This window comes from Acidimicrobiales bacterium (assembly GCA_036399815.1).
Lineage (GTDB): Bacteria > Actinomycetota > Acidimicrobiia > Acidimicrobiales > DASWMK01 > DASWMK01.
Map to the genome: position 1 here is coordinate 1 of DASWMK010000179.1, position 13,403 is coordinate 13,403.

The 13,403-nt window shown below is 75.3% G+C and carries 15 protein-coding genes; 9 read left to right on the forward strand and 6 right to left on the reverse strand.

Annotation, left to right across the window (positions count from 1 at the left end; all coding sequences use genetic code 11):
- Nucleotides 1-591 (reverse strand): TIGR01777 family oxidoreductase (locus VGB14_13110; protein ID HEX9993861.1); only part of this gene is annotated, 591 nt, incomplete at its 3' end.
- A gap of 17 nt (nucleotides 592-608) precedes the next feature.
- Between VGB14_13110 and mscL the strand changes: the two genes are divergently transcribed.
- From mscL to VGB14_13135, 5 genes are all read left to right on the forward strand, one after another.
- Nucleotides 609-1,007 (forward strand): large conductance mechanosensitive channel protein MscL, encoded by a 399-nt coding sequence (gene mscL / locus VGB14_13115; GenBank protein ID HEX9993862.1) that lies wholly within the window; start codon nucleotides 609-611, stop codon nucleotides 1,005-1,007.
- The gene (locus VGB14_13120) at nucleotides 1,008-1,976 is read left to right on the forward strand and encodes an aldo/keto reductase (GenBank protein HEX9993863.1); all 969 of its coding nucleotides are present in this window, start codon (nucleotides 1,008-1,010) and stop codon (nucleotides 1,974-1,976) included.
- Nucleotides 1,977-1,986: 10 nt separating this feature from the next.
- Nucleotides 1,987-2,652: a TrkA family potassium uptake protein gene (locus VGB14_13125; GenBank protein ID HEX9993864.1), complete on the forward strand. Its 666-nt coding sequence runs from the start codon at nucleotides 1,987-1,989 to the stop codon at nucleotides 2,650-2,652.
- Entirely contained in the window at nucleotides 2,652-3,323 is a 672-nt protein-coding gene (locus VGB14_13130) for a TrkA family potassium uptake protein (GenBank protein ID HEX9993865.1), read from the forward strand. The genes VGB14_13125 and VGB14_13130 overlap by 1 nt, the downstream gene beginning before the upstream one ends.
- Before the next feature lie 136 nt (nucleotides 3,324-3,459).
- Nucleotides 3,460-4,164, forward strand: a complete 705-nt coding sequence (locus VGB14_13135; protein ID HEX9993866.1) for a sugar transferase — start codon at nucleotides 3,460-3,462, stop codon at nucleotides 4,162-4,164.
- A 553-nt stretch (nucleotides 4,165-4,717) separates the two neighbouring features.
- Here the strand turns inward: VGB14_13135 and VGB14_13140 are convergent.
- Both VGB14_13140 and VGB14_13145 read right to left on the reverse strand, forming a co-directional pair.
- Nucleotides 4,718-4,990 carry a hypothetical protein gene (locus VGB14_13140; protein ID HEX9993867.1) on the reverse strand — a complete coding sequence of 91 codons (273 nt, stop codon included), beginning with the start codon at nucleotides 4,988-4,990 and terminating at the stop codon, nucleotides 4,718-4,720.
- A 170-nt stretch (nucleotides 4,991-5,160) separates the two neighbouring features.
- Nucleotides 5,161-7,512, reverse strand: a complete 2,352-nt coding sequence (locus VGB14_13145) for a DUF4012 domain-containing protein (GenBank protein HEX9993868.1) — start codon at nucleotides 7,510-7,512, stop codon at nucleotides 5,161-5,163.
- 120 nt (nucleotides 7,513-7,632) lie between these two features.
- On the opposite strand from VGB14_13145, the gene VGB14_13150 reads away from it, so the two are divergent.
- Nucleotides 7,633-8,733: a glycosyltransferase gene (locus VGB14_13150; protein HEX9993869.1), complete on the forward strand. Its 1,101-nt coding sequence runs from the start codon at nucleotides 7,633-7,635 to the stop codon at nucleotides 8,731-8,733.
- Between the two features lie 3 nt (nucleotides 8,734-8,736).
- Here the strand turns inward: VGB14_13150 and VGB14_13155 are convergent, their stop codons facing one another.
- The 3 genes from VGB14_13155 to VGB14_13165 are packed head-to-tail and all read right to left on the reverse strand — an operon-like array spanning nucleotide 8,737 to nucleotide 10,722.
- A complete protein-coding gene (locus tag VGB14_13155; GenBank protein ID HEX9993870.1) occupies nucleotides 8,737-9,672 on the reverse strand; it encodes an NAD-dependent epimerase/dehydratase family protein in 936 nt (311 codons plus the stop codon).
- A 4-nt stretch (nucleotides 9,673-9,676) separates the two neighbouring features.
- Nucleotides 9,677-10,144: a PRC-barrel domain-containing protein gene (locus VGB14_13160; protein HEX9993871.1), complete on the reverse strand. Its 468-nt coding sequence runs from the start codon at nucleotides 10,142-10,144 to the stop codon at nucleotides 9,677-9,679.
- The gene (locus VGB14_13165; GenBank protein HEX9993872.1) at nucleotides 10,141-10,722 is read right to left on the reverse strand and encodes a PRC-barrel domain-containing protein; all 582 of its coding nucleotides are present in this window, start codon (nucleotides 10,720-10,722) and stop codon (nucleotides 10,141-10,143) included. Before VGB14_13165 ends, VGB14_13160 begins: the two co-directional genes overlap by 4 nt.
- Nucleotides 10,723-11,050: 328 nt before the next feature.
- On the opposite strand from VGB14_13165, the gene VGB14_13170 reads away from it, so the two are divergent.
- From VGB14_13170 to VGB14_13180, 3 genes are all read left to right on the forward strand, one after another.
- Nucleotides 11,051-11,236: a hypothetical protein gene (locus VGB14_13170; protein ID HEX9993873.1), complete on the forward strand. Its 186-nt coding sequence runs from the start codon at nucleotides 11,051-11,053 to the stop codon at nucleotides 11,234-11,236.
- A gap of 66 nt (nucleotides 11,237-11,302) precedes the next feature.
- Nucleotides 11,303-12,715, forward strand: coding sequence for a dihydrolipoyl dehydrogenase (gene lpdA / locus VGB14_13175; GenBank protein HEX9993874.1), 1,413 nt, complete (start codon nucleotides 11,303-11,305; stop codon nucleotides 12,713-12,715).
- On the forward strand, nucleotides 12,715-13,403 hold a 689-nt coding region (locus VGB14_13180), incomplete at its 3' end, for a biotin/lipoyl-containing protein (protein ID HEX9993875.1). The genes lpdA and VGB14_13180, both read left to right, overlap by 1 nt.

The following is a 13,403-nucleotide window of genomic DNA, read 5'->3' on the forward strand; positions in this document are numbered from 1 at the left end:
GATCCAGCTCCACCACTGGCGGCCCGACCCGAGGCGGCCCCCGAGCCCGAAGCGGAACAGCGGCAGCATCGGGGCCAGCGCGCCGCCGGACCGGGCGAGCACCAGCCCGGTCCTGATGTGGGCGACGCGGATGCCGGCGGCCTCGGCTGCGCCCGTCGCCCCCTCCCACTGCCTCACCACGTCGGCCAGGAAGCCCTCGCCCGGCGCGCTCTCCTCGGTGAGGCGCTCGTCGCCCCGGTCGCCGTAGTAGCCGATGGCCGAGGCGCTGACGAGCACCGACGGCCGGGGGTCGAGGGCCGCCATCGTCTCGGCCACGAGCGTGGTGCCCTTCACCCGGCTGTCGAGCACCCGCCGCTTGTGCTCGTCGCTCCAGCGATGGTCGCCGATGCCCTCCCCGGCCAGGTGGACGACGGCGTCCACGCCGGCGAGCGCGGCCCCGTCGAGCTCGCCCCGCTCGGGGTCCCAGCGCACCGTCCCCGGGCCGGCGTCGGCCCGCCGGCTCACCCGCCGGACCCGGTGCCCGTCCCGCTCGAGGGACGCGACGAGCGCGCTGCCGATCAGCCCCGTCGACCCGGTCACGGCGACGTCCACGGGTCTACCGTGCCCGCATGCTGAGAGAGTTCAAGGCCTTCGTCATGCGGGGGAACGTACTGGACCTCGCCGTCGCGGTGATCCTCGGAGTGGCCTTCAACGCCGTCGTGCAGGCCTTCGCCGACGGGATCCTCATGAACCTGATCGCCGCGTTCTTCGGCCAGCCCGACTTCAACCAGATCACCACCGACGTGGGCGACGGCCGGCTGCTGACCGGCGCGTTCCTCACCGCCGTCGTCCGGTTCGTCATCATCGCGTTCGCCCTGTTCCTCGTGGTCAAGGCGTTCAACGCGCTCCAGGAGCGGCGCCGCCGGGGGGTGGCCGCGCCCGACGAGGCGCCGACGCCGACCGAGGAGGTCGTGCTGCTCACCGAGATCCGCGACCTGCTGCGCACCCAGCCCGGCCGGGCCGTCTGAGTGCGCCACGTCGAGGTCGGCGGGGCGCGGGTATCGGCCATCGGGCTCGGCACCTGGCAGTTCGGGTCGCGTGAGTGGGGCTACGGCGAGGAGTACGCCGAGCGGACGGCCGGCGCCATCGTCGCCCGCGCCCTCGACCTCGGCATCAACCTCATCGACACCGCCGAGGTCTACGCGTTCGGGCGGTCGGAGCGCATCGTGGGCGAGGCGATCGCCGGCCGCCGGGACGACGTGTTCCTCGCCACCAAGCTGTTCCCGGTGGCGCCCGTCGCGCCGGTCGTCGTGCAGCGGGGCCGGGCCAGCGCCCGCCGGCTGGGCGTGGACGTCATCGACCTCTACCAGGTGCACTGGCCGAACCCGGTGGTGCCGCTGGGCACGACGATGGACGGGATGGCCCGGCTGGTCGACGACGGCGTCGTCCGCCACGTCGGGGTCAGCAACTTCGACGCCGACCGCTGGCGCCGGGCCGAGGCCGCGCTCGGCCGGCCCGTGCTCGCCGACCAGGTCGCCTACAGCCTGGTCCATCGGGACCCGGAGCGGGACGTGCTGCCCCACGCGGCCGCCGCCGGGCGGCTCGTGATCGCGCACAGCCCGCTGGCCCAGGGCCTCCTCTCCGGGCGCTACGACGGCCGGGTGTCGCCGTCGGGCATCCGGGCGGCCAACCCGCTGTTCCTGCCCGAGAACCTCGAGCGGGCCCAGCCCCTGCTCGGCGCGCTCCAGGCCATCGGCGTCGCGCACGGCGCCACCCCGGCCCAGGTGGCGCTGGCCTGGGTCATCCGCCGGCCGAACGTGGTGGCCATCCCGGGCGCCAGCAGCGTCGCCCAGGTCGAGTCGAACGCGGCGGCCGCCGACCTCGACCTCACCGACGAGGAGGACGCCCGCCTCACGGCCGCGTCCGACGCCTTCCGCCCGATCCGGGGCCCGGGCGCCTGGGCCAGGCTGCTGCGCCTCGGGCCACGCCGCCCCTAGAGTGCCGGCCGTGCACGTCGTCGTCGTGGGATGCGGGCGGGTCGGCTCGGGCCTGGCCACCGCCCTCGACAAGGGCGGGCACTCGGTGGCCGTCGTGGACCGCCAGGCGAAGGCCTTCCGCCGCCTCCCGGACGACTTCGGCGGCGACCGGGTCATCGGGGTCGGCTTCGACCGCGACCGCCTGCGTGAGGCCGGCATCGACCGGGCCGACGCCGTCGCCGCCGTCACCAACGGCGACAACTCGAACATCGTCGTCGCCCGGGTGGCTCGCGAGGTGTTCGCCATCGAGCGGGTCGTGGCCCGCATCTACGACGCCCGCCGGGCCGCCATCTACGAGCGCCTCGGCATCCCGACGATCGCCACCGTGCAGTGGACGACCGACCGGGTGCTGCGCCGCATCCTCCCCGACGAGGCCGGCGTCGAGTGGGTCGACCCGAGCGCCCGCGTCTCGCTCGTCGAGCGCCCCATCCCGGCCGCCTGGGTCGGCCAGCGCCTCTCGGCGCTCGAGCTGCCCGGCCGGGCCAGGGTGGTCGCCTTCAGCCGGCTGGGGGTGAGCGAGCTGCCGTCGGCCGACGTGGTCGTGCAGGAGGGCGACGTCGCCTACGTGGCCGTGAGCGGCGACCTCGCCACCGTCGACGCCCACCTGTCCGGGCCGCAGGGCCAAGGAGGCCACTGATGCGGGTCGTGATCGCCGGCGGTGGCAACGTCGGCAACTTCATCGCCTCCGAGCTGCTCGCCGCCGGGCACGAGGTGCTCATCATGGAGGTCGACCCCGACCGGGTGGCCAACGCCGTCGCCGCCGGCGAGCCGAAGGGCGCGGCCTGGCTGGCCGGCGACGCCTGCGAGGTGTCCGAGCTGGCGAAGGCCACCCCGGAGACGGCCGACGTGGTCGCCGCCGTCACCGGCGACGACGAGGACAACCTCGTGATCTCGCTGCTGTCGAAGCAGGAGTTCGGCGTGCCCCGGGTCGTCGCCCGGGTGAACAACCCGAAGAACCAGTGGATGTTCAACGACAGCTGGGGGGTCGACGTCGCCGTGTCGACGCCGCACCTGATCACCGCGCTGGTGCAGGAGGCGGTGTCGGTCGGCTCGCTCGTCCGGCTGCTGACCTTCGAGGGCGGGCGGGCCCGGCTGGTCGAGGTCACCCTGGCCGCCGGCTCGCCGGCCGCCGACCGCGCCATCCTCGACCTCGGCCTGCCGCGCGACTCGACCGTCGTCGCCGTCGTGCGCGAGGAGCACGTCGTGGTGCCCCGGGGCGACACCCGCCTGTCGGCGGGCGACGAGGTGCTCGTGCTCGTCACCCCCGAGGCCGAGGACGACGTCCGCCAGCTGCTGGTGGGCAGCTGAGCCGCCCGACGCCGTTGACGATCGCGTGCCGCTGCCGATTCGGAAGCGTGTCGCAACGACGTTGTAGACTCGTCCACCGCAGGGAGCGGAGGGCGCGGACCGCCAGGGCTGAGGCAAGGGGAGTGGGGAAGCGACCTTGAGCTGGCGTGTACGGAAGAGGCTGTTCGACCTGGTCGTCGGCGGGCTCCTCGCCATCCTCGCCACCCCGGTGATCGCCGCGTTGGCGGCCGTCACCGCGGTGTCGCTGCGGTCGTGGCCGTTCTTCGTGCAGGAGCGGATCACCGAGGGCGGCCGGCACCGCCGCTTCTACAAGCTGCGCACGCTGCCGAAGCACACGCCGCCTTACGCGCTGAAGCGGTCGCTCGAGATGAACCTCCCCCGGATCCCGCTGCTCCTGCGCCGCCTGCACCTCGACGAGCTCCCGCAGCTGTACCTCGTCGCCCTCGGCCGGCTGAGCCTCGTCGGGCCCCGGCCGAAGATGCCCGACGCGTTCGAGCCCGTCGACCCGGTGTACGGCGAGCTGCGGGTGCTCGTGCCCCAGGGCTGCACCGGCCTCTGGCAGGTGGGCTCGCACACCGACGAGCTGCCCCACGAGACGCCGGACTACGACTTCTTCTACCTCCGCTACGGCTGCCTGCGGATGGACGTGTGGGTGCTGTGGCGGACGTTGCGGCACATGCTCGGGATGAACCGCCCCGTCGTACTCGACGACGTGCCGGCCTGGGTGCGAGGCTCCGGGTACGTGGAGCCCGACCTGCTGGAGGCGGTGCCCGAGGCGAGCGTCGTCGGCCGGTCGTACCTCGACCAGCCCGAGCCCGCCACCTACGCCCTCGACGCCTGATCGAGCGGGCGCGCCCGGCGCCCTCGGCAGCACGCGCCGCCGGCCGGCGGACGGTGCACATCGCTGACGTCGGCGCCGGCATCCGTCGCCTGATCGCCGAGCCGCCTCGGCATCGTGCCGGGAAGGGCCTGCGGCGTCGTCGCCGGGAACGGGCTGCGGCGTCGTGCCGGGAACGGGCTGCGGCGTCGTGCCGGGAACAGCTGGGCCGTCGTGCCGGGAACGGGCTGCGGCGTCGTGCCGGGAACGGTCTGCGGCGTCGTGCCGGGAACGGGCTGCGGCGTCGTCCTGGGAACGGGCTGCAGGCGTCCCACCGCTCGACGGCTTGGGCGGCGTCGCCCGGCTCGGCGGCGGCGGTCGGGGCCTACCGCTCGACGGGTGACCGGCTGGGGACGGCCCGCTCGATCATCCGCCGGCCGGACCACCCCGCCGTCCCGCCCGCCACCTTCACCAGGAGATCAGGGCTGTGTGGCCGTCCGGGAACGCGGAACCGCCCCGGCAGAGCCGGGGCGGTCGCTAGGCGTGTACCTGTGGGCGCCTCGGGGGCGCCGGTCAACTAGACGACGTCGGCGGCGAGTGCCCGGGACGTCCGCTTGCGGGCGGCGAGGACGAGGATCCCACCGACGGCCACGAAGGCCACGGCGAAGCGGACGAGCTCGAGGTTGGTGTCGGAACCGCCGGTGACGGGGAGCGTCCCACCCTGGTCGGGCGGCACGGTCACGGTCACGGTCGGGCAGGTGCCGTTGTACTTGCAGGGCCGAGCGGCCTGGGCCGCCGGCGCGAAGATCAGCAGCAGGAACGCTGCGACGACCAGGATGCGTCGAATCACGGGTTCACCTCCGCCCCGAAGGGCTTTGAATCGGGCCTGCAGGTACACGTCGTCCGGCAAGTGTTGCGCAGTTTCGCCGCCGAGTCCACCATTTCCCACGAAGGGACGGCCGACCGGCACCGACATGCTTACCCTTGCCGGGGGTGGCGACACCATAGCGCGCGTGCTCCTCATCGGCGGGCCAACCCCGCGATGAAGGCCTGGCGCTCGGTGAGCGTGAGGTCGGCGCCCACGCCGTCGCCCCGCCGCTCCACGCCGGCGACGGGCTCGATCTCGAACCCGGGCGCCGTCGTGACGTCCACGCTGACCTCGTCGGCGTTCACGAGCGGCTGGTGGCCGAGGTCGAGCCGGTAGCCCTCGCTCAGGTCGAGCGGGCCGGCCAGGTCCAGGTGGACGGCCATCGTCGCCCCCGGCGGCACCGTCACGAACTGGCTGTACACCTGGCGGCCGAGCTCGGCGCCGGGCGCCAGCTCCAGCTCGGCGCCGTCGGCGGTCGCCCCCTCCAGGCCGAGCGGGGTGTACACGGACAGCCAGATCCGGCTGTGCCCGGGCGGCAGCTGGAGGTCGACGTCGTTGCCGATCACGTAGTCGGGCAGCCCGCTCGCCGGCGCCTGGTTCTCGAGCGTGATGTCGAGCGACGCCGTGGCCTGCCCGGTGCCCGGGTCGACGCGCACCTCGTAGTCGACGGTGCGGTGCAGGAAGATGTCGATCTTGTTGGCCGACCCGTTCTGGGTGACGACGTCGAGGTAGTCGACCTCGGCCGGCGGCATCGACCCGTCGAGGTCGAGGTCCTCGAACAGGGCCTGCTCGTCGGGGTGGACGCTGTGGGCCCGCAGGTGGTCGCCGTCGACGGCCGGGCTCAGCGCGTCGGCGATGGCCTGCGGCCCGGGCAGGTCGCGGGAGGTGAGCGCCTCGAACGTGAGCCGGGACGCGTCCTCCAGGAAGTCGACCCGCGTGGCCCGCTCGGGGAACTCGATGTACTGGTCCCGCAGCAGGATCTGCTCGGCGTTGCGGGAGGTGAGCGGCGCCGGCAGCCCGGGCACGTCCACGGGCCCGGTCAGGCGCAGCAGCGAGGCGAGCGCCGTCGGGTCGACGCTGATGACCCCGTCGACGGGCACGCCGCCGGACTGGAAGTAGAGCTGCTCGATGACCTTGGCCGTCGTCGGGAAGTCCGGCGACATGGTGACGTTCTGCCAGAACTGCGTCGGCGACCAGCCGGCGTAGCGCTGGAGGAACTCCGGCATGCCGGTGACCTGGCGCAGGAACGGGTCGCTGGCGTTGTTCAGGGTCTCGCTGCGGCCGGTCCTCGTGAGCTGGATGCGGCCGTCGACGACGTCGAGCTGGGCGAAGTTGCCGAGGATGCCGCCCGAGCCCCGCAGCTCCGCCGGCGTGACGAAGGCGACGAAGTAGGTGCGGGGGCCCTCGCCGCCGAGGAACGACGGCGCCACCCGGACGGCGTCGAGGGCGACCTGGGCGTCGGGGAGCGCGTCGGCCGTCTGCTCGCGCAGCTCCTCCACGGCGTCGCCGATGGGGGCCACGAGCCAGGGCGACCGGAGGTCGTCGAGCGTGGCGTCGAAGCGGGTGAGGGCCGCGCTCGCCTCGGCCAGCGGCTCCTCCATGGCCGCCAGCCGCTCGAGGTCGATGGCGCCGCCCCGCAGCTGGACGGACTCGAGGTCGGCCCGGCTGGCCGTCGTGGCCCCCGCCGACGCCAGGTCCCGCCCGGCGTCGGCCAGCTGCCGGATGGCGGCCGCGTTCTGCGACAGGACGGGCACGAGCCGGGCCGGCTGGGCGAAGAAGCCGCCGGCCGACGACTCGGCGTGCGCGAAGGCGGCCTCGGCCTCCTCGAAGTGGCGGACGGCGGTCTCGGTGTCGCCCTCCCGGGCGGCGTCCAGCCCGTCCCTCGCCAGGTCCACGGCCCGCTCGGCCTCGCCCCTGATCGACAGCATGGTCAGCACGAACAGCAGGGCGGCGGCGGCGGCGAGCACGCCGGCGACCACGACGCCGGTGTAGACGCGGCGCCGGTGGCCGCGGCGCATGGTCCGCACCCCCGACACCGTGATGCAGGCGAGGGCGACGGCGGCCAGCGCCGCGGACGCGCCCACCGGGTGGTCGACGTCGAGGTGCAGGGCGGTGAGGGCGGCGGCCGCGCCCACGGCCGCGCTCACGTCGCGGCGGCGCACGTCGAACACCGCCGCCGCCAGCCCGACGACCAGCGCGCCGAGGCCGACGGCCAGCCAGGGGAACGACGCGGCGAGGCACACCAGCCCGCTCGCCGCCAGCCACGACCACCGGCGGGCCCGGCTGGCGGCCAGGGTGACGAGGCCGACCAGCGCGCCCCGGAACACGGCGTCGACGACCGCGAGGTCCGTCGGGGCGGCGTCGGACAGGACGACGGCGGCCGCGGTCGCGGCGGCGGCGAGCACCCAGACGGTGAGGCGCGAGCGGGAGAACCGGCGGCGGCGGCGACCGTGCGTCGACGACCCGCGCGCCGGCGTGCTGGAGGGGCTGAGGGTCGTGCTCACCGGGGTTCGGCGGCCGCCGGCCCGCGAGGCCGCCCGCTCGGGACGCTGGAGGACAAGCGAAGGAATGCTAATGGCCGGCGGCCGGGGAGCGGTCCGCGCCCCGCGTAGTGTCGGCCGGCGGTGGCCGGCGTGGACGTCTCCCTCGTGCACGACTACCTGACCCAGCGGGGCGGGGCCGAGCGGGTCGTGCTCAGCCTGCTGCGAGCCTTCCCGGGGGCGCCGCTGCACACGTCCCTCTACGAGCGGGCCTCGACCTACCCGGAGTTCGCGGACGCGGACGTGCGGACCTCGCCGCTCGACCGGGTCGCCGCCCTCCGGGCCGACCACCGCAGGGCGCTGCCCCTGCTCGCTCCCGCCTTCTCGGCCATGCGGGTCGACGCCGACGTGGTCGTCTGCTCGTCGAGCGGGTGGGCCCACGGCGTGCGGACCGGCGGCCGCAAGGTCGTCTACTGCCACAACCCGGCCCGCTGGCTCTACCAGCCGGAGGACTACCTCCTCGAGTCGAGCGGCGCGGTGAAGCGGGCCGTCGGCGTGATGGCGCCGGCGCTGCGCACCTGGGACCGCCGGGCGGCCCGGTCGGCCGACCGCTACCTCTGCAACTCCACGAGCGTCCGCGAGCGGATCCGCCGGGCCTACGGCATCGAGGCGACCGTCGTCCCGCCGCCGCCGGCCGTCGTGCCCGGCGGGCCGCTCGTGCCGGTGCCGGGGGTGGAGGAGGGCGCGCTGCTGTGCGTGTCCCGGCTCCAGCCCTACAAGCACGTCGACGCGGTGGTCGCCGCGGTCGAGCGCCTGCCCGGGCACCGGCTGGTCGTCGTCGGGCAGGGCGCCGACCGCGACCGGCTGCGCTCGCTGGCCGGCCCCAGGGTGACCTTCGTCGAGCGGGTCGACGACGCCCGGCTCCGCTGGCTCTACGCCACGAGCGCGGCGCTGGTGGCGGCGTCGTTCGAGGACTTCGGCCTCACCCCGCTCGAGGCGGCGTCGTTCGGCCGGCCGGTGGTCGCGCTGCGGGGCGGCGGCTACCTGGACACGGTCGTCGAGGGGGTGACGGGGGTGTTCTTCGACCGGCCCGACCCCGACGAGATCGCCGCCGCCGTGCGCCGGGCGCTGGCGACGACCTGGGACGGGGCCGCCATCACCGCCCACGCGGCCGCCTTCGGCGAGGACCGCTTCGTCGAGCGGGTCAGGGCCGTCGTCGCCGAGGAGGCCGCGCTCGCCGGCTGACCGTCAGGCGCCCCGCCGCCAGGCGACCTGGGCGGCGATGCCGTCGGCCAGGGCGACGGCCGGCTCCCACCCGAGCAGGTCGGCGGCCCGGGTGACGTCGGCCTCGGTGCGGTCCACGTCGCCCGGCTCGGCCCCGGCCTCCTCGACGGGCGGCGGCCGGCCGACGGCCGCGGCGACGAGCGCCTCGACCTCGGCCATCGACACCGACCGGCCCGACCCGACGTTGAGGACGGTCCCGGGCGGGAGGTCGGCGTCGACGGCGGCCACCGTGGCCCGGGCCGTGTCGTCGACGAACGTGAGGTCGCGGCGGGCGGGCGGGCCGAGCCGCCGGTAGGGCGGGCCGCCGAGCGCCGCCTCCACCATGCGGCCGACGGCCATGTCGGGCCGCTGGCGGGGTCCGTAGACCGTGAAGAAGCGGAGCACGGTGACGGGCAGGCCGAAGTTGGCGGCGAACGCGCCGGCGAGGTGCTCGGCCGCCGCCTTGGTCACCCCGTAGGGGCTGTGCGGCCGGACCGGGGCGTCCTCCCTCGTCGGGACGGCCGCGCCGGTGCCGTACACCGACGAGCTCGAGGCCAGCACCACCCGACCGACGCCGGCGCCGGCCGCCGCCTCCAGCACGCGCGCGGTCGCCACGACGTTGTGCTCGGCGTAGCCGGCGAACTCGGTGCCCCACGACGACCGCACGCCGGGCCGGGCCGCCAGGTGGCACACCGCGTCGGCCCCGGCGAGCAGGGCCCGCACGTCGGCCGCCCGCAGGTCGGCCTCGACCGCCTCCCACCCCGGCCGGCCGGCCAGCCCGGCGAGGTTGGCCCGCTTGCGGGCCGGGTCGTAGTCCGGCGTCAGCGCGTCCACGCCGACCACCCGGTGGCCGCCGTCGAGCAGGCACTCGGCCACCCGGCTCCCGACGAAGCCGGCGGCCCCGGTGACGACGACCCTCACCCGGTCAGGATGGCGCGGCGGTGGGCGGCTCCTCCAGTCCGGCGTCGCGGACGACGACGGCGTAGGGCCCGACCCCGCGCAGCGCGGCGCCGGGGAGGCGGCGGTCGCCGGCCAGGACGGTGGTCACCAGGCCGGTCTCCGGGTCGAACTCGACGTCGGCGACGGTGCCGACCTCGGTGCCGGCGTCGGTGAGCACCCGCTTGCCAATCAGGTCGGCGACGCCGGCCGCGGCGCGCTCCTCGAGGCCGGGGCGGGCGGACCGGATGGCGGCGTCGGCGGCCACGACGACGGCGTCGGGCCCGACCCCCCGCAGGTCCTCCCAGCTCACGAACTCGCCCGGCCCGCCGCTCACCCGCACCGAGGCGACGCGCGCCCCGGCCGGGTCGACGACCAGGGCGGCCACCGTGCCCAGCCGCTCGGCCGTCGTCGCGCTCACGACCGGCAGGCCGAGCACCTCGGCGAAGCGCCTCACCCGGCGTCCCGCAGCCGGGCCCGGAAGGCCTCCACCGAGGCGCCGAAGCCGGCAAGGTCGTCGCTCACGAACTCCTCCGCGGCGGCCGGGACGACGAGCGCCGAGCCGGACACGGCCAGCGTGCTCGGCAGGGGGAGCAGCACCCGGGTGCCGGCCCTCGGCCCCATCGCCTCGCCCGCCTCCACCTCGTAGCCGACGACCTCGGGCACGCCCTCGGAGAGGACGATCACGTCGGTCACCTTGCCGAGCCGGCGGCCCGACTCGGTGAGCACCTCGTCGTCGAGGACGTTGCGGTCCGTCGCCTTGGCGACGGCCTGGGCGAACGCGTCGGCCGACGGCGCCAGCGCGTCGGCCGACTCGATCATCACGGCGTCCCGCCCGAGCGCGGCCACGTTCGCGAACGGCAGCACCCGCTTCATCGGCCCGCCGAGGAAGCCCCGCCGGCGGAGCGTGAACCCGAGCAGCCGGGCGTGGCCGGTCCCGTACACGACGTCCTTCACCTCGGCGAGGTCCTCGCCGGTGTCGATGGTGACGACGACCCGGCCGATGAGGTCGGTGGCCCGCAGCAGCAGGGCCATCAGCGGTCGCGGTCGCCGTCGACCACGATCACCCCTCCGGCCCGCCGCCGGCGCTGGACGACGACGAGCACGGTGGTGAGGAGCAGCAGGATCACGGCGATCAGCACGAGGACGTCCACGCGGCACCTCCGGGGTCGGCGGGCGGGTACCCGGCCCGGTCGGCGCACAAACGGCCGCCCGGTAGCCTCCGCGCCGCCGTGAGCACCCGCCGCCTGATCGCCGCCGCCCTCCTGCTCGGCCTGGCCATCCTCGTCGCCTTCGCGCTCCAGGTCACCCTGGCCCGCTGACCGCCCGTTTCCGCCTCGCGGGGTGCGGGTAGCGCGCGGGCATGGACCGCACCCTCCGTCGCGCCACTGCCGTCGCGTTCTCCGGGATGCTGCTGCTCGGCGGCGTCGCCTGCTCCGACGAGGACGGTGACGGCGCCACCACGGACGAGGAGATCCAGGACGTCGAGGACCAGGTCGACGAGGAGATCCAGGGCCAGGACGAGGGCTCGAACCAGGACGACGAGTAGCGCCCGCCGGGCCTTCTCGGGTGTCGCGCCGGGCCGGTAGCCTGACCGCGCGCACCGTCCCAGGAGGTGGTTCCCACGGCCGAGCACTTCGACGTCGTGATCATCGGCGGAGGTCCCGGCGGCTATGCCGCCGCTCTGTACGGCGGAGCGGCGGGCCTGCGCATCGCCGTGATCGAGAAGGAGAAGGTCGGGGGCACCTGCCTCCACCGCGGGTGCATCCCCGCCAAGGAGTTCCTCGAGACGGCCACGGTGTTCCGCACCGTCGCCGGCGCCAAGGAGTTCGGCGTCCAGGCCGAGCAGCCGGGGCTCGACTTCTCGGTCAGCCAGGACCGCAAGCAGAAGGTCGTCGACCAGCTGTGGAAGGGCCTGTCCGGGCTGCTGAAGCGGCGCAAGGTCACGATCTACAACGGCACCGGCAGCCTGCACGCCGGCCGCACCGTGCGGGTCACCGGCGGCGAGTCGGGCGACGTGGAGCTCACCGGCGACGCGGTCATCCTGGCCACCGGCTCGGTGCCGCGCACGATCCCCGGCTTCGAGGTCGACGGGCGCACCGTCATGACCTCGGACGAGGTGCTCGCCCTGCGCTCGCTGCCGTCCTCCGCCGTCGTCATCGGCGGCGGCGCCATCGGCTGCGAGTTCGCCTCGATGATGGCCGACCTCGGCACGCAGGTGACGATCCTCGAGGCGCTGCCGAAGATCCTCCCCGGCTGCGACGCCGACGTGGTGAAGGTCGTGCTCAAGGCGTTCAAGCGCCGGGGGATCGAGGTCCGCACCGGCGTGATGGTGACCGGCCACGACCCCGACCCGGACGGCGGCACCACGGTCCGCTTCGGCGAGGGCGAGTCGATCAAGGTCGACGCCGTCGTCGTGTCGGTCGGCCGCCGGCCGCTGTCCGAGGGCCTCGGCCTCGACGGCACGGCGGTGGACGTCGACCAGCGGGGGTTCGTGGTCGTCGACGACCACTGCCGCACGCCCGAGCCCGGCGTCTACGCCATCGGCGACCTGATCGCCACCCCGCAGCTCGCCCACGTGGGCTTCGCCGAGGGGATCCTCGTGATCCGGGACATCCTCGGCGAGGACGCCGTGCCGGTGGAGTACGGCCGGGTGCCGTGGTGCATCTACTGCCACCCGGAGGTGGCCTTCGCCGGCATGTCCGAGGACGCCGCCCGCGAGGCCGGGCTGGACGTCGTCACGTCGAGCTACCACTTCGTCGGCAACGGGCGGGCGCTGATCGTGGGCGAGGCCGACGGCCTCGTGAAGGTGATCGCCGAGAAGCGGCCCGACGGCACCGCCGGCCGCCTCGTCGGCGTCCACATGGTGGGCCCGTGGGTCACCGAGCAGCTGGGCCAGGGCTACGCCGCCGTCAACTGGGAGGCGACGCCCGAGGAGATCTCCCAGTTCATCCAGCCCCATCCGAGCCTTTCGGAATCGTACGGCGAGGCCGTCATGGCCCTGACCGGGAGAGGACTGCACGGCTGATGGCCGACATCACCATGCCCCAGCTGGGCGAGACGGTCACCGAGGGGACCATCACCAAGTGGTTCAAGCAGGTCGGTGACCAGGTGGCCGAGGACGAGGTCCTGTTCGAGGTGTCCACCGACAAGGTGGACTCCGAGGTGCCCTCGCCCGCCGGCGGGTTCCTGGCCGAGATCCTCGTCCAGGAGGGCGAGACCGTCGACGTCGGCACCAGGCTGGCCGTCATCTCCGACGCACCGCCCGGCGGCGGCGGGGGCGGGGGCGGCGAGGAGGCCCAGGGCGGCGAGGAGGCCCAGGGCGGCGCCGAGGCCGAGGAGGCCGTCACCGAGAAGCCCCCGCGCCAGGAGCCGGGCGACGTGTCCGGCAACGGGCAGGGCGCGGGCACCGAGGCCGTGCAGGCCGAGGGCGACCGGGCCCTCGAGGCCGCCGGCGCCAGCGAGGGCGAGCCCGACACCGGGGTCGGCGGGTCGCCGACCGCGCAGGAGGACGCGGCCGGCGCCGAGTCGGCGTCGACGGCCGGCTCGGTGGAGATCGACGCCGACCGGGCGTCGCCCGAGGCCGCGCCCCGCCAGGAGACGGACGAGCCGTACCCGCACCAGGAGGCCCCGGCCCCCGCGCCGTCGGGCGACGGCGGCGGCGGTGGCGGCGCGCTGTCGAAGGTGCTGTCGCCGGTCGTCCGCCGGCTGCTGGC

Excerpts from the sequence above, each read along its gene's own strand:
- mscL (HEX9993862.1), top strand. The coding sequence starts at position 609 with ATGCTGAGAGAGTTCAAGGCCTTCGTCATGCGGGGGAACGTACTGGAC.
- VGB14_13130 (HEX9993865.1), top strand. The coding sequence starts at position 2,652 with ATGCGGGTCGTGATCGCCGGCGGTGGCAACGTCGGCAACTTCATCGCC.
- VGB14_13170 (HEX9993873.1), top strand. The coding sequence starts at position 11,051 with ATGGACCGCACCCTCCGTCGCGCCACTGCCGTCGCGTTCTCCGGGATG.
- VGB14_13165 (HEX9993872.1), bottom strand. The coding sequence starts at position 10,722 with ATGGCCCTGCTGCTGCGGGCCACCGACCTCATCGGCCGGGTCGTCGTC.